At 61.9% G+C, this 14,959-nt stretch carries 13 protein-coding genes; 11 read left to right on the top strand and 2 right to left on the bottom strand.

The annotated features are described in order from the left end of the window. Nucleotides 1–96: 96 nt before the first annotated feature. The gene (locus tag QZR30_RS11875) at nt 97–819 is read right to left on the bottom strand and encodes a hypothetical protein (protein WP_311903335.1); all 723 of its coding nucleotides are present in this window, start codon (nt 817–819) and stop codon (nt 97–99) included. A gap of 192 nt (nt 820–1,011) precedes the next feature. Next, entirely contained in the window at nt 1,012–4,563 is a 3,552-nt protein-coding gene (locus QZR30_RS11870) for a DUF4329 domain-containing protein (protein WP_311903334.1), read from the bottom strand. 283 nt (nt 4,564–4,846) lie between these two features. On the opposite strand from QZR30_RS11870, the gene urtA reads away from it, so the two are divergent. From urtA to ureC, 11 genes are all read left to right on the top strand, one after another. Continuing rightward, complete coding sequence (gene urtA / locus QZR30_RS11865) at nt 4,847–6,112, top strand: urea ABC transporter substrate-binding protein (RefSeq protein WP_046070693.1); 1,266 nt, start codon at nt 4,847–4,849, stop codon at nt 6,110–6,112. A gap of 141 nt (nt 6,113–6,253) precedes the next feature. After that, the gene (gene urtB / locus QZR30_RS11860) at nt 6,254–7,756 is read left to right on the top strand and encodes an urea ABC transporter permease subunit UrtB (protein ID WP_046070692.1); all 1,503 of its coding nucleotides are present in this window, start codon (nt 6,254–6,256) and stop codon (nt 7,754–7,756) included. Then, nucleotides 7,756–8,823 (top strand): urea ABC transporter permease subunit UrtC, encoded by a 1,068-nt coding sequence (gene urtC, locus QZR30_RS11855; RefSeq protein WP_046070691.1) that lies wholly within the window; start codon nt 7,756–7,758, stop codon nt 8,821–8,823. The genes urtB and urtC overlap by 1 nt, the downstream gene beginning before the upstream one ends. Continuing rightward, a complete protein-coding gene (gene urtD / locus QZR30_RS11850; RefSeq protein ID WP_162252756.1) occupies nt 8,820–9,653 on the top strand; it encodes an urea ABC transporter ATP-binding protein UrtD in 834 nt (277 codons plus the stop codon). The genes urtC and urtD overlap by 4 nt, the downstream gene beginning before the upstream one ends. A 133-nt stretch (nt 9,654–9,786) precedes the next feature. Next, nucleotides 9,787–10,485, top strand: a complete 699-nt coding sequence (urtE, locus tag QZR30_RS11840) for an urea ABC transporter ATP-binding subunit UrtE (RefSeq protein WP_274357818.1) — start codon at nt 9,787–9,789, stop codon at nt 10,483–10,485. Nucleotides 10,486–10,516: 31 nt separating this feature from the next. Then, entirely contained in the window at nt 10,517–11,356 is an 840-nt protein-coding gene (locus tag QZR30_RS11835) for an urease accessory protein UreD (RefSeq protein ID WP_274357817.1), read from the top strand. Nucleotides 11,357–11,442: 86 nt separating this feature from the next. Next, the gene (gene ureA, locus QZR30_RS11830) at nt 11,443–11,745 is read left to right on the top strand and encodes an urease subunit gamma (RefSeq protein WP_003171437.1); all 303 of its coding nucleotides are present in this window, start codon (nt 11,443–11,445) and stop codon (nt 11,743–11,745) included. A 9-nt stretch (nt 11,746–11,754) separates the two neighbouring features. Further along, entirely contained in the window at nt 11,755–12,267 is a 513-nt protein-coding gene (locus QZR30_RS11825; RefSeq protein ID WP_311903333.1) for a GNAT family N-acetyltransferase, read from the top strand. 5 nt (nt 12,268–12,272) lie between these two features. Beyond that, nucleotides 12,273–12,806, top strand: coding sequence for a GNAT family N-acetyltransferase (locus QZR30_RS11820; RefSeq protein ID WP_046070687.1), 534 nt, complete (start codon nt 12,273–12,275; stop codon nt 12,804–12,806). Then, nucleotides 12,803–13,108 (top strand): urease subunit beta, encoded by a 306-nt coding sequence (locus tag QZR30_RS11815; protein ID WP_046070686.1) that lies wholly within the window; start codon nt 12,803–12,805, stop codon nt 13,106–13,108. Before QZR30_RS11820 ends, QZR30_RS11815 begins: the two co-directional genes overlap by 4 nt. Nucleotides 13,109–13,221: 113 nt before the next feature. Next, nucleotides 13,222–14,922, top strand: coding sequence for an urease subunit alpha (gene ureC, locus QZR30_RS11810; protein WP_046070685.1), 1,701 nt, complete (start codon nt 13,222–13,224; stop codon nt 14,920–14,922). The last annotated feature ends 37 nt before the right edge of the window (nt 14,923–14,959 follow it).

The raw sequence follows: 14,959 nt of genomic DNA, 5'->3' as shown, positions 1-14,959 counted from the left end.
TTTTCAACCGTCAGCAAGACGCACAGGCACAACATAGTTATCGCATGGTTTAAAAACCGATACCGCCGACAGGCTGTCCAGTCTCAACTATTGCGGTTAAAACTCATCCTTCTCCCGATGAAAACCGTCCCCCGGCGGCGCATCCTGCACCGTAGGTGAAGCCTTGGCGACCGGTGCCGCAAGCTCATCGCCGATCAGCCCTTTGCGCCTCCAGAAATGACCGGCAAGCACCACATTCAAGGTCTTGTAGGGTGCCATCAGCCGCAGCATCTCGCGGGCGTCATAAACACCTATGTGATTGAACTGGTGGACCATCGTCTCCTCCTGCGAATCGACGCTGTAGTCCGGGGTATACCTGAGCAATGCACCATCGCGGGTCGAGAGGTAATAGTTCTGAATGTCGAAATAGCCCCTCAGGCCCCGGGTGTAGCGATGGATGTAGCTCCAGGAAATGAAGTTGACGCCCAGAGACGTGGCGGCGTCCTCCTTGCCTTGGGCAAAGTCGGATTTGTACAACTGGTGAGTCATCACCACCCGATGGCCTTCGGGGTACTCAGGCAGCGGAACTTCATGGTCACTGGTCGAGGCCCTGCTGACTTTCCAGAACAAGCGTTCCTCGGCGCTGGGCACCGCGTCGGGGTCGTTGTCTGGCAGAGGTTCGACGGCCACATAGGCGCGGCGTTGCAGATCCTCAAGAATCGCTCCAAGGAAATCATCGCCCTGGTACGGCCCGACAAGACGCTGGGCGTAACGGGCGGCATCGTCGGAATGCACAAAGACTGGGCTTAACGCCAGACGATGATCATTGGAAGCCGGCACAGGGGTCGCCCTGCGCAGGGTCGCCTCAACAGAATCCCGCTCGCTTGCGGGCCTTGAGCCATCGAGTTGCAAAAGCGTGCCGTCGGCACATAGGACATAGAGCGATACATGACCATAGTGGGCTGCAGTCGCCGCCCCTGCCGCCAAGTCCTGGGGCCGCAAGCCACTGTGTACCGAGCTCGGCCCCTTGGCCTACGGCTCAATGCGCGCGCGCAAATACAGGCCGTTGACTACAAACCCCTGGGGCTGCTGCCCATCAAGCAATACACGATTGAGCGAGAACCCGGCGGCAACCTCCATGGACATCGGCAGGCTCGCCATGAAATGCGCATGACTTGCCGCCTTGAAAATAAACCCGCACGTGTGCTGCTCCCGCTCTTGGCTCAGGCGATGCACGTAACGCACGGCGTCCGCCGCCTGGGTGAATAAGGGGGTCAAGCCGGTATCCGCTTGCACAGGGCTGCCGGACGACAAGTCCAACCGCACCTCATAGGGTAAAAACGACACCACAGGTCGCGGATTACCCCACAGTTGGCTGCCCTGCAAGACGGCCAACTCCCCGGCGTAGGCCAGACGATTGACCCATTCGGCCGGTTGCAAGATGCCGGCCCGAATCTGCTCTTCGATCGGGTTATACAGGTGCCATGGTGCTTCAGCGGGAGCCACGTTGAGCTCCGCCGCCAACGCCTTTTGCGCTGCATTGCCGGTGAAGCGATAACGCAGCAGCGCGCCATCGTTGCACAACAGATAATCAGTGCGCGGCGACGCCGCCTGCTGCGACGGGTCCCTGAGCACATCCGCCACAAACGCCGTGGAGTACATGTTGCGGTAGACATTCCATTGCGTATCCGTGGTCGGAAACTGCGGCTCATACGCGCTGCAACTATGATAAAAGGCGACCACGGTACTGCCCCCCAGAAACAGCCCTTTATCCACCAGCTCCCTGGAGCGGACCCACTGCACGTCAAAGTTTTCCACATGCACCACCAAAGGCTCGGTGGCGACAAACAGGCCTGCGGTCGAGCGCAGGATCAGCCCGCCATACACCTGGTCACGCCGGTCGCCCAAGCGGGTGGAGGCATACCGCGCCGCATCATCGGCACAGGAAAACGCCGGGCTCAGGCGCCGACGCGTCATGCCAGAGAATGGCGCCCAGCTGGGGTTAATCTGACCGGGTTGGTCCCAGCACTCACTGGCCTCGATCACGCGTAACGCGCCCGCGCTCGCTACGTGCCGGACAAAATCAGTGGTGGACAGCTCGTCACTGTCGAGACGGCGCTTGAGCGCCGCCTGGCCGGCTTGCGCATCGGCACCGAACAGCCGGTCATCGGAACCTGCGTCATACGCCAGCAAGGCGCCTTCAAGTGTCGCAATGTGCAGCGTTAATCGCTGCGCCAGCGGCAAGCGCCTGGCCCCAACGTTGTCGTAAATGGCCGCCTGCAAATCCCCAGGGCCGATAAAGTGCCGCGCCAGCCAGCCTCCCGAAGCGGTTGCCGAATCAGGCACACGCACGCTGGACAGGTAAAAGCTGTCGACTTCAAACCCAGCCTGTTGCAGCGACTCGGCAAAGCGGCAGGTATGCAGCAGTTGATCGAGCCATTGCGGGGCAACCTGTTGTGTGGTCACGTACTGCGCCAGTGAGCGATGCCTTAGCACCACTCCCAGGCCGCTGGGGGGACGACCATAGCGATCCAGGATGCTCTTGTGGGCATTACGCACGGCGTCCACCGCCGAGGCAAAAACCTGACTGAGCAAAGGGGTTTGCGGCAGTCGCGTGATATCGACGGTGTCACCCGGTTGCCAATCCTCGGGCAAGGGTCCCACGGCGCCCCACAGGCGTCCGGCAACCACAACACGCAGTCGCCCGGGATAGGCTTGTTCACGCACGAAGGCGCTGGGCAACAGCTCACCGCCCGACAAGGCGCGGGCCACCGGGCTGTGGCCCTGCACGGGTGTCACCCGCTCCAGCAACTCACGTTCGGTATAGGTCTGCAGGTCTTGCGTGGTGTAGGCCAGCAGGCTGTCGACCGAGCCAGACAGGTACCCGCAAGCTACCGCCTGGCGGTTCGAGAGCAAGGCATGGATATCGGTGTCCATGTACATCTGCTGCGCAACCTGGGCCTCGCTGGCACTCAGGCCCTGCGGCGCCTCGGACATAGCCCTGGAGCAGAACAACGCGTGCAGTCGACAGCTTGGGGTCAGCATGATCAGCGCACCGTGTTCATCCAACGGATAGACCGCATCCAAGGCAAAACGCGGCCGCTGAGTACTTACAGGCTGCGTGACGATAAAGCGCTGGTCGGCCCGCTGCAGGATCAATGCGGCGTAGTTGCTCAAGCGTCCGTAGTCCACTTGCGCATGGGCATACCGCGCCGCATCGTCCGCCGTGACAAACGCCGGGCTCAATGGCTGTTGCCTGATCGAATACGGTTGCCAGTCCTGGGTCAGCGTGGTTTTTTCGTCCCAGACCTGGCTGGTGCGGATCACCGCCAACTGGCCGGCCTGGGCAACGCGCAGGACATAATCGCGCGAGGCCAGGGCACCGGAGGCCATGCGCTGCTCGCTGCCGTCATCACTGAAGCGGCCAGGTGCAGGCTCGGTAAACAGCGTCGCCTCCTGGGCCGACCCGCTAAGCCGGTAACGCAATACGGCGCGGTCGCTGGTTTTGAAATACAGGTCCATCGGCGAATGCTGGTCGCCCAAGTCGGCATTGACCTTTAGCTGCCCGATCCCCACCGCCAGTTGCAACGCCGAAAACATCGACTTGTATAACCAGGGCTCGGGCACGCTGGATAGCCCTCCCACCTTATCTGGCACCACGGCGTAGGCACCTTGTAGAACGCAATGCTCAGGCAGCCTGAGACTGCCGTTATCATCGGCGGGAAAGAGTACAGCTGGCGAGAACCACGGTTGAGTTGCCGGCTCCGGCCAAGTGGCTACATAGCCCTGGGTACTTTTGAGAATAAACCCATGGGTCACCGCCCCGGCTGGCGCGCGGTTGTCCAAAGCAGCCATGGCCGCTTTGTCGGCCAGTGCAAACACTCGGGTACACAAAGGTAACGCCTCAACCCTTGAGGTCACGGCAGTACCTATCTCCCACCCAGGCTTGACCCGGCCCCGTACGCCTCCCCACTCTTGATTGGGCACCACCACCCACAGCTCGCCCGCAGCGGCACTTTCCTGGCTTAACGTATGTACATATTCGTCGCGCGCGGTGCCCTGGATGTCTTCCAACAATCGCTCAAACAACGCATGTTCGGTGGCACTACCGCTGCAGACATACTTGATCAGAGACCCGTCCGGCCCCGACAAATAATGGACCGGCACCCCGGCGCCCAGGTTGAGGTTAAACAGCATTTCCTCGGGGAGGAAAGACCCCAGGAGGAAGCGCGTCTCGGTATCTGCCAACCCCGTTGCGCGCACTTGATCATGCCGCGCAGCATGAGAGTGATAAATCGCAACCACCTCGAACCCAGCAGGAGCGATAGGGTAACCAACCTTGTCTGCCGGCAGCACCTCCTCGAAACGGAAAATGAACGCTTCACCGTGTTTGGGGGCGGTCGCGCGGAAATAACCTTCTTTGTCTTTCAAAATCACACCACCGAATTCCCATTCCAGGCCATGGAGGATTTGACGGTGCGCCCAGTAGACGGCGTCGTCTGCACTGATAAAAGGCGGGCTCAGAGGCGGCAAATGAACGGCCTGGGTTGACGGGTGGGCTGCTGTACCGGGGGTCTTGTCCATAAAAGCTCTCGCGAAAAAGGAGCGAAGGCGCATCGCGTACGCCTTACCTGAACCCTCATGCTGGAACATCCCTGCACGGTGCTTGCGCTGCATATCTATCTCCATGCCCCGTTTTAGCGCTCTGCATGCACTTTGCGGGTATTGCGGCGCCAAGCTAGTGCACGCCCTTGCCAACGCCCGCAGCAATCGATCAACGACACCGGTGGTTTGCGCCGCAGGCACAGCCTTTGCAAAGTCCTGTGTATCTGCCCTCATAAAAATATCGGTTTACGGAGATCGCACCATGCAGCGTCGTAGCTTGATCAAGGCTTTTACTTTGTCGGCATCCCTGGTTGCCATGGGCTTGACCTGGACCGTACAGGCCGCCGAGACCATCAAGGTCGGCATCCTGCACTCGTTGTCCGGGACCATGGCGATTTCCGAAACCTCGCTTAAAGACATGGCGCTGATGACCATCGACGAGATCAACGCCAAGGGCGGTGTGAACGGCAAGATGCTCGAACCGGTGGTGGTGGACCCTGCCTCCAACTGGCCGCTGTTCGCCGAGAAAGGCCGGCAACTGCTGACCCAGGACAAGGTGGCCGTGGTGTTCGGCTGCTGGACCTCGGTGTCGCGTAAATCGGTATTGCCGGTGTTCGAGGAACTCAACGGCCTGCTGTTCTACCCGGTGCAGTACGAAGGCGAAGAGATGTCGCCCAACGTGTTCTATACCGGTGCGGCACCGAACCAGCAGGCGATCCCGGCGGTGGAGTACCTGATGAGCGAAGAAGGCGGCGGCGCCAAGCGTTTCTTCCTGCTCGGCACCGACTATGTGTACCCACGCACCACCAACAAGATCCTGCGAGCGTTCCTGCATGCCAAGGGCGTGGCCGACAAAGACATCGAAGAGGTCTACACCCCGTTCGGCCATGCCGACTACCAGACCATCGTTGCCAACATCAAGAAGTTCTCCGCTGGCGGCAAGACCGCGGTGGTCTCCACCGTCAATGGCGACTCCAACGTGCCGTTCTACAAGGAGCTGGCCAACCAGGGCCTGAAGGCCACCGACGTACCGGTGGTGGCGTTTTCGGTGGGCGAAGAAGAACTGCGCGGCATCGACACCAAGCCGCTGGTGGGCAACCTTGCGGCGTGGAACTACTTCCAGTCCGTGGAAAACCCGGTGAACCAGAAGTTCGTCGCCGATTGGAAAGCCTACGCCAAGAAACACAACCTGCCGGGGGCGGACAAAGCCGTGACCAACGACCCGATGGAAGCCACCTACGTAGGCATCCATATGTGGGCCCAGGCCGCAGAACAAGCCAAGTCCACCGACGTCGACAAAGTGCGTGAAGCCCTGGGCGGCCAGACCTTCGCCGCACCGTCGGGCTTCACCCTGACCATGGACAAGACCAACCACCACCTGCACAAGCCGGTGATGATCGGTGAGATCCAGGCCGACGGGCAGTTCTCGGTGGTGTGGCAAACCGAAGCGCCGATTCGGGCGCAGCCGTGGAGCCCCTACATTCCGGGCAATGACAAAAAGCCGGACTATGCCGTGAAGAGCAACTAAAGCCCACCACAGATCAAAAATGTGGGAGTGGGCTTGCTCCCGATAGCGGCGGGTCAGTGATACATGCATTGCCTGACACACCGCCATCGGGAGCAAGCCCCCTCCCACAGTGTTGACCGCGCATGACTAGGACATTGTGTTATGCCTACTGCCCTCCCACGCTGCTTGTTGGCATTGCTGCTGTTGCTGCCTTTGGCGGCATATGCAGGCGACGCAGAAGACTTCCTCGCCGCCAACCCGACGCAACAAGCCAAGCTGCTCCAGGACTGGGCCGCCCAGCCCGACCCGGCGCGCATCGAGCTGGTGGACGCCCTGCAACAAGGCCAGCTCACGCTCAACGGCGAGACCAGGACCGTACGCCTGAACAACCGCCTGCGCGGCTTGATCAATAACGTCCAGGCCAGCCAGCAGTTGCTCGCCGCCGACCCCAAGGTGCGCCTGGCAGCAGCCCGTACCCTGCAAAAAAGCGCCGTACCTGCGCAGTTGAAATTCCTCGACCAGCAGGTCGCCGCCGAGACCGATGAGGGTGTGCACACCGCCCTGAGCCTGGCCCTGGCCAACCTGCAACTGGTGGACAGTGACCCGGTGGTGCGTCTGGCTGCCGTGCGCTTGCTCGGCAGCACCGGCGACCCGCTGGCCCGCACCCGTCTTGAAGCGCTGCTCGCGCCAGGGGTGGAAGCCGACGCCGCCGTGCACACCGCCGCCGAAACCAGCCTGGCCCAGGTCAAGCGCAAACTGATGATGGGCGAGATCCTCGGCCAGGCGTTCAGCGGCATGTCCCTGGGGTCGATCCTGTTGCTGGCGGCGCTGGGCTTGGCGATCACCTTCGGTCTGCTCGGGGTGATCAATATGGCCCATGGCGAGATGCTGATGCTCGGCGCCTATTCGACGTATGTGGTGCAGCTGATGATGCAGCGCTATGTGCCTGCTGCTATCGAGTTCTACCCGTTGATCGCGCTGCCGGTGGCGTTCTTCGTCACCGCCGCCATCGGCATGTTTCTGGAGCGCACAGTGATTCGCCACCTGTATGGCCGACCGCTGGAAACCCTGCTCGCCACCTGGGGCATCAGCCTGATGCTGATCCAACTGGTGCGCCTGGTGTTCGGCGCGCAGAACGTCGAAGTGTCCAACCCTGCCTGGTTGTCCGGGGGCATCCAGGTACTGCCCAACTTGGTGCTGCCGTACAACCGCATCGTTATCATCGCCTTCGCGCTGTTCGTGGTAGTGCTCACCTGGCTGCTGCTGAACAAGACGCGCCTGGGCCTGAACGTGCGCGCCGTCACCCAGAACCGCAACATGGCCGCCTGCTGCGGCGTGCCCACCGGACGGGTGGACATGCTCGCCTTTGGCCTCGGCTCCGGCATCGCGGGCCTTGGTGGCGTGGCGCTGAGCCAGATCGGCAACGTCGGCCCGGACCTGGGCCAGGGCTACATCATCGACTCGTTCCTGGTGGTGGTGCTCGGCGGTGTCGGCCAACTGGCCGGTAGCGTCATGGCGGCGTTCGGCCTGGGTATTGCCAACAAGATTCTCGAACCGCAGATCGGCGCCGTGCTCGGCAAGATCCTGATCCTCGCGCTGATCATTCTGTTTATCCAGAAACGCCCGCAAGGACTCTTCGCACTGAAAGGACGGGTGATCGACTGATGAATCAGCCATTGATGCTCACGGCCACGCAAAAGGCCGGCCCCAAGGTGACGATTGCCGTCGGCGTGGTGATCCTCACCGTGCTGCTGGCATTGCCGCTGCTGTCGCTGCTGCCGGCGGAGAGTACCTTGCATGTCTCCGCCTACACCCTGACGCTGGTGGGCAAGATACTCTGCTATGCCATCGTCGCCCTGGCTTTGGACCTGGTATGGGGCTACGCCGGCATGCTGTCCCTGGGTCACGGTTTGTTCTTTGCCCTGGGCGGCTATGCCATGGGCATGTACCTGATGCGCCAGGCGTCAGGGGATCAGTTGCCGGCGTTCATGACCTTTTTGTCCTGGACCGAATTGCCCTGGTACTGGGCCGGCACCGACCACTTCCTCTGGGCTTTGTGCCTGGTGATCTTGGCGCCTGGACTGTTGGCATTGGTGTTCGGCTTCTTCGCCTTCCGCTCGCGGATCAAGGGTGTGTATTTCTCGATCATGACCCAGGCCCTGACCTTTGCCGGGATGCTGTTGTTCTTTCGCAACGAGACCGGGTTTGGCGGCAATAACGGCTTTACCAATTTCCGCAGCATCCTCGGGTTTGGCATCACCGAACCCGCTACGCGGGCGGTGTTGTTCGTGGCGACAGTGCTGTTGCTGGTGGCGAGCCTGTACATCGGCTGGCGCTTGGCGCAGAGCAAGTTCGGCCGGGTGCTGACGGCGCTGCGTGACGCCGAGAACCGCCTGATGTTCTGTGGTTACGACCCACGTGGCTTCAAGCTGTTCGTATGGGTGTTGAGTGCGGTGTTGTGCGGGCTTGCCGGCGCGCTGTATGTGCCGCAGGTGGGCATCATCAACCCCAGCGAAATGTCGCCGACCAATTCCATCGAAGCCGCCGTGTGGGTGGCCTTGGGCGGGCGCGGCACGCTGATCGGGCCGTTGCTCGGCGCGGGCGTGGTCAATGGCATGAAGAGCTGGTTCACCGTAGCCTTCCCGGAGTACTGGCTGTTCTTCCTCGGTGCGCTGTTCATCATCGTCACCCTGTACCTGCCCAAGGGCGTTATCGGCCTGCTGAAAAAATGAGGAACGTCATGCTTGAACCTATTTTCGATGCCGGCAGCGGCCGCGATGCGATCGGTATCGGCCAGGCGGCAGGCAAAGGGCTCAACACCCGCCACGGCACCATCCTGACCCTGGAAGACATCAGCGTCAGCTTCGACGGTTTCAAGGCCCTCAATGACCTGAATCTCTACATCGGCGTCGGTGAATTGCGCTGCATCATCGGCCCCAACGGCGCGGGCAAGACCACGCTGATGGACGTGATCACCGGCAAGACCCGGCCCAGCCACGGCAAGGCCTGGTTCGGCGAAACCCTGGACCTGACCAGCATGAGCGAAGTGCAGATCGCCCAGGCCGGCATCGGCCGCAAGTTCCAGAAACCTACGGTGTTCGAAGCCCTCAGCGTGTTCGAAAACCTCGAGCTGGCGCAGAAGGCCGACAAGTCGGTCTGGGCCAGCCTGCGCGCACGCCTGAGCGGCGAGCAGAAGGACCGTATCGACGAAATACTCGAGACCATCCGCCTCACCACCTCGGTGCAGCGGCCCGCCGGCTTGCTGTCCCACGGCCAGAAGCAGTTCCTGGAAATCGGCATGCTGCTGATGCAAGACCCACAACTGTTGCTGCTGGACGAACCGGTGGCGGGCATGACCGACGCCGAAACCGAGTTCACCGCCGAGTTGTTCAAGCGCCTGGCGGGCAAGCATTCTTTGATGGTGGTGGAGCATGACATGGGCTTTGTGGGCTCGATTGCCGACCACGTCACCGTGTTGCACCAGGGCAGCGTATTGGCCGAAGGGTCGCTGGAACAGGTGCAGGAAAACGAGCGGGTGATCGAGGTCTACCTCGGTCGCTAAGATGGTTTTCCTGTAGGAGCGAGCTTGCTCGCGAAGATCGTTAACGCTAACGCGGGCATCCTGAATGCACGTGGCGCCCTCAGGTTTTTCGCGAGCAAGCTCGCTCCTACAGGGGATTGAGGAGGTTTTGAGAATGCTGCAAGTCGACAAGCTGCACCAGTACTACGGCGGTAGCCACATCCTGCGCGGGCTGTCCTTCGACGTGAAGATCGGCGAAGTCACCTGCCTGCTCGGGCGTAACGGCGTGGGCAAGACCACCCTGCTCAAGTGCCTGATGGGTTTGCTGCCGGCCAAGGAAGGCGCGATGAATTGGGAAGGCAAGGCCATCACCACACTCAAGCCTCACCAGCGTGTGCATGCTGGCATCGCTTATGTGCCCCAGGGTCGGGAGATTTTCGGCCGACTGACGGTGGAAGAAAACCTGCTGATGGGCCTGTCGCGCTTCCCCGGCGCCGAAGCCAAGGAAGTGCCCGCCTTCATCTACGAGCTGTTCCCGGTGTTGCTGCAAATGAAGCATCGCCGTGGCGGCGATCTGTCCGGCGGCCAGCAACAGCAATTGGCGATTGGTCGCGCCCTGGCCAGCCGCCCGCGCCTGCTGATCCTCGATGAGCCCACCGAAGGCATCCAACCGTCGGTGATCAAGGAAATCGGCGCGGTGATAAAGAAGCTCGCGGAACGCGGCGATATGGCGATCCTGCTGGTGGAGCAGTTCTACGACTTCGCCGCCGAGCTGGCGGACCAGTACCTGGTGATGTCCCGGGGTGAAATCGTGCAGCAGGGCCGCGGTGAAAATATGGAAAACGAAGGTGTGCGTGGGTTGGTAACCATCTAATCTGTAGCCTCCTGACGATAAGCACCCGGCCATGAACCTGCCCATATCCCCTGCCCTGTTCACCCCCAGCTGGCACGCCGAGCTGGAACTCGGCTATGCACGTTTCGGCGACACCACCCGCCCGGTATTGCGCCGCCACCTTGGCCCGCTGCGGGTGCAAAAGCACCTGTACGCCGAAGGCCCCGGGGTGTGCCAGCACATCATCGTGCACCCGCCCGGCGGAATTGCCGGCGGTGATCGCCTGGACATCAGCGCCCATGTCGGCACTGGGGCCTGGGCGCAACTGACCAGCCCCGGCGCCGCCAAGTGGTACCGCGCCAGCGGCCCGGCGTTTCAGCAAGTCGAGTTGACCGTCGAGGCCGGCGCGACGCTGGAATGGCTGCCCCAGGAAACCATCGTGTTCAGCGCCGCCCAGGCCGAACTCACTACGCGCATCGAGCTCTTGGGCGATGCGCGGTTGTTCTATTGGGATGTGGTCGCCCTGGGGCGCCCGGCCAGCGGCGAACGGTTCGACCTCGGCCACTTTCAATCACACCTGGATATCCGCCGCGACGGGCAGTTGCTCTGGCATGAGCGCCAGCGCATCGTGGGCGCCGATGGGCTGCTGGATTCGCCCATCGGGCTGGATGGGCAGCCGGTGTTTGCCACATTGCTGGTGACGGGTGAGGTTGAGCCTGAATTGCTTGAGCGTTGCCGCTCGCTGCCCCACGCAGTGCGCGGCGATTTGACCCAATTGCCGGGCTTGCTGGTCGCCCGCTGCCTGGCCAGTGAAGCACTGCTGGCGCGAGGATGGTTGATAGATCTATGGCGATTGCTGCGCCCGGCCATACTCGGCAGAGAAGCAATATCACCAAGAATCTGGAGCACATGAAGATCAAAATGTGGGAGGGGGCTTGCTCCCTCCCACACTTGATCTCTGTCAAATTCAAGAATGCATTCTTTGAAGGACCTTGAACCATGGACCTGACCCCACGGGAAAAAGACAAACTGCTGATCTTCACCGCAGGCCTCGTCGCCGAGCGCCGCCTGGCACGCGGGGTGAAGCTCAACTACCCGGAAACCATCGCCTACATCTCCGCCGCCCTGATGGAAGGCGCCCGCGATGGCCGCACGGTAGCCGACCTGATGCACTACGGCACCACGCTGCTCAGCCGCGAACAGGTGATGGAAGGCATCCCGGAGATGATTCCGGATATCCAGGTGGAGGCCACCTTTCCCGACGGCACCAAGCTGGTCACCGTCCACCAGCCCATTGCGTGAGGCACTGTGATGATTCGTGATGCAACCGAACACGACCTGCCGGCGATCCGCGACATCTACAACGACGCCGTGCTCAACACCACGGCGATCTGGAACGAACAACCGGTGGACCTGGCCAACCGCCAAGCCTGGTTCAGTGCGCGCCAGGCCCAGCAGTATCCGATCCTGGTGGCGGTGGAACACGACGAAGTCATCGGCTACGCCTCATTCGGCGACTGGCGGCCTTTCGAAGGCTTTCGCTACAGCGTCGAACACTCGGTGTACGTGCGCAACGATCAACGTGGCAAGGGCCTTGGCCCACGCCTGATGCAAGCGCTGGTCGAGCGTGCGCGCAGCGGCGGCAAGCACGTAATGGTCGCAGCCATCGAAAGCGCCAACCAGGCGTCCATCCACCTGCATGAGCGCCTGGGTTTCATCACCACCGGGCATATGCCGCAAGTGGGCATTAAGTTCGGCCGCTGGCTGGACCTGACCTTTATGCAACTGACCTTGAACCCGGGCGCCGAACCGCCCAAGGAGTAAGATCGATGAACGCTGCACAACTGCGTCGAGTCAATGCTGAAAGTTTTGCCCATTACCGCCTGGGCTTGATCGAGCTGTTGCTGGATGCGGTGCAGCATGGCGCTTCGGTGGGCTTCATGGACGACTTCGACGAAGCCCAGGCCCGCACCTATTTGAGCGGCGTGCAAGCCAGCATCGAAGACGCCAGCCTGCTGCTGTGGGTGGTGGTGCGTGACGAGCAGGTGATCGCCAGCGTGCAGTTGGCGCTGTGCCAAAAAGCCAATGGCCTCAACCGCGCTGAAGTGCAAAAGCTGCTGGTGCACAGCAGCGCCCGCCGCCACGGCCTGGGCCAGCAATTGATGAACACCCTGGAGCTCGCCGCACGCCAGCACAAGCGCGGCCTGCTGTACCTGGACACCGAGGCCGGCTCCGGCGCCGAAGCCTTCTACCAGTCGCTGCGCTACACCAAGGTCGGTGAGCTGCCCGACTACTGCCAAAGCCCGGACGGGCGCTACAGCCCGACCGCCATCTACTTCAAGACCCTGGGGCAACCTGCATGATTCCTGGCGAATACCAGATCCAGCCGGGCGACATCGAACTGAATGTCGGCCGCCGTACCCTTACCCTCGACGTGGCCAACAGCGGTGACCGACCGATTCAGGTGGGTTCGCATTACCATTTTTTCGAGACCAATGACGCGCTGGAGTTTGACCGTGCCGCAAGCCGTGGCATGCGCCTGAATATTCCGGCGGGCACGGCAGTGCGGTTTGAGCCGGGGCAACGGCGGGAGGTAGAGTTGGTGGATTTAAGCGGGGGGCGGCGGGTATTTGGGTTTGCAGGGCGGGTCATGGGTGACCTTTAGGGCCTCATCGGGGGCAAGCCCTCTCCCACAGGGGAATGCATTCTAAGTGTGGGAGGGGGCTTGCACCCGATAGCGATCGCACATTCAACACATCTTTATCAGGGCAACCACACATGAAAATCAGCCGCCAAGCCTACGCCGACATGTACGGCCCCACCGTCGGTGACAAGGTCCGCCTGGCCGACACCGACCTGTTCATCGAAGTGGAACAGGACTTCACCGTCTACGGCGAAGAAGTCAAATTCGGCGGCGGCAAAGTGATCCGCGACGGCCAGGGCCAGAGCCAGTTGCTCGCCCATGAGGTGGTGGACACCCTGATCACCAACGCATTGATCATCGACCACTGGGGCATCGTCAAGGCTGACGTCGGCCTCAAGAACGGCCGCATCCATGCGATCGGCAAGGCCGGCAACCCGGATATCCAGCCCGGCGTGACCATGGCCATCGGCGCCAGCACCGAGGTAATTGCTGGCGAAGGCATGATCCTCACCGCCGGCGGCATCGACTCCCATGTGCATTTCATCTGCCCGCAGCAGATCGAAGAGGCGTTGACCAGCGGCGTCACCACCATGATCGGCGGCGGCACCGGGCCGGCCACCGGCACCAATGCCACCACTTGCACCTCCGGCCCATGGCATCTGGCGCGCATGCTGCAAGCCAGCGATTCGTTCCCGATGAACATAGGCTTCACCGGCAAGGGCAACGCCAGCTTGCCCGAGCCGCTGATCGAGCAGGTCAAGGCCGGCGCCATTGGTTTGAAGCTGCATGAGGACTGGGGCACGACGCCGGCAAGCATTGATAACTGCCTGAGCGTGGCCGACCAATACGATGTGCAGGTGGCGATCCACAGCGACACCCTCAACGAGTCCGGCTTCGTCGAGACCACCCTCGCTGCCCTCAAGGGCCGCACCATCCACACCTACCACACCGAAGGCGCCGGTGGCGGTCATGCGCCGGACATCATCAAGGCCTGCGGTTACCCCAACGTGCTGCCCAGCTCTACCAACCCGACGCGGCCGTTCACGCGCAACACCATCGATGAACACCTGGACATGCTGATGGTCTGCCATCATCTGGACCCGAGCATTGCCGAAGACGTGGCCTTCGCCGAAAGCCGCATCCGCCGCGAGACCATCGCCGCCGAAGACATCCTGCACGACCTCGGCGCGTTCTCGATGATCAGCTCCGACAGCCAGGCCATGGGCCGCGTCGGTGAAGTGATCACGCGCACCTGGCAGACCGCCGACAAGATGAAAAAACAGCGCGGCGCCCTGCCCGGCGATGGCCCCGGCAACGACAATTTCCGCGCCAAGCGCTACATCGCCAAGTACACCATCAACCCGGCAATCACCCACGGCATCAGCCATATCGTCGGTTCCATCGAAGTGGGCAAGTGGGCCGACCTGGTACTGTGGCGCCCGGCGTTCTTCGGCATCAAGCCGACGTTGATCCTCAAGGGCGGTGCGATTGCCTCAAGCCTCATGGGCGACGCCAACGCCTCGATCCCCACGCCGCAACCGGTGCACTACCGCCCGATGTTCGCCAGCTTCGGCAGCGCGTTGCACGCCACCAGCCTGACCTTTATCAGCCAGGCCGCCCAGGACGCCGGGTTGCCCGAGGCCCTGGGCCTGAAGAAGCAGATTGCGGTGGTCAAGGGCTGTCGCGATGTGCAGAAAACCGACTTGATCCACAACGACTACCTGCCCGAGATCGAGGTTGACCCACAGACCTATCAGGTCAAGGCCGACGGCCAGTTGCTGTGGTGCGAGCCGGCGGATGTACTGCCGATGGCCCAGCGTTACTTCCTGTTTTGAACCCGCCCCTGCAGGCGCGGGCAAGCTCGCGCCTGCA

The sequence above is a fragment of the Pseudomonas sp. rhizo25 genome (genome assembly GCF_031931935.1).
Classification (GTDB): domain Bacteria; phylum Pseudomonadota; class Gammaproteobacteria; order Pseudomonadales; family Pseudomonadaceae; genus Aquipseudomonas; species Aquipseudomonas synxantha.
This window is presented reverse-complemented; position numbering and strand designations above follow the sequence as displayed.

Bases quoted from the DNA above. Each gene is read 5' to 3' on its own strand.
- QZR30_RS11815 (WP_046070686.1), top strand. From the start codon at position 12,803: ATGATTCCTGGCGAATACCAGATCCAGCCGGGCGACATCGAACTGAAT.
- QZR30_RS11835 (WP_274357817.1), top strand. From the start codon at position 10,517: ATGAACCTGCCCATATCCCCTGCCCTGTTCACCCCCAGCTGGCACGCC.
- ureA (WP_003171437.1), top strand. From the start codon at position 11,443: ATGGACCTGACCCCACGGGAAAAAGACAAACTGCTGATCTTCACCGCA.
- urtE (WP_274357818.1), top strand. From the start codon at position 9,787: ATGCTGCAAGTCGACAAGCTGCACCAGTACTACGGCGGTAGCCACATC.
- QZR30_RS11825 (WP_311903333.1), top strand. From the start codon at position 11,755: ATGATTCGTGATGCAACCGAACACGACCTGCCGGCGATCCGCGACATC.
- urtA (WP_046070693.1), top strand. From the start codon at position 4,847: ATGCAGCGTCGTAGCTTGATCAAGGCTTTTACTTTGTCGGCATCCCTG.
- ureC (WP_046070685.1), top strand. From the start codon at position 13,222: ATGAAAATCAGCCGCCAAGCCTACGCCGACATGTACGGCCCCACCGTC.
- urtC (WP_046070691.1), top strand. From the start codon at position 7,756: ATGAATCAGCCATTGATGCTCACGGCCACGCAAAAGGCCGGCCCCAAG.
- QZR30_RS11870 (WP_311903334.1), bottom strand. From the start codon at position 4,563: ATGGACAAGACCCCCGGTACAGCAGCCCACCCGTCAACCCAGGCCGTT.
- QZR30_RS11820 (WP_046070687.1), top strand. From the start codon at position 12,273: ATGAACGCTGCACAACTGCGTCGAGTCAATGCTGAAAGTTTTGCCCAT.
- urtD (WP_162252756.1), top strand. From the start codon at position 8,820: ATGAGGAACGTCATGCTTGAACCTATTTTCGATGCCGGCAGCGGCCGC.
- urtB (WP_046070692.1), top strand. From the start codon at position 6,254: ATGCCTACTGCCCTCCCACGCTGCTTGTTGGCATTGCTGCTGTTGCTG.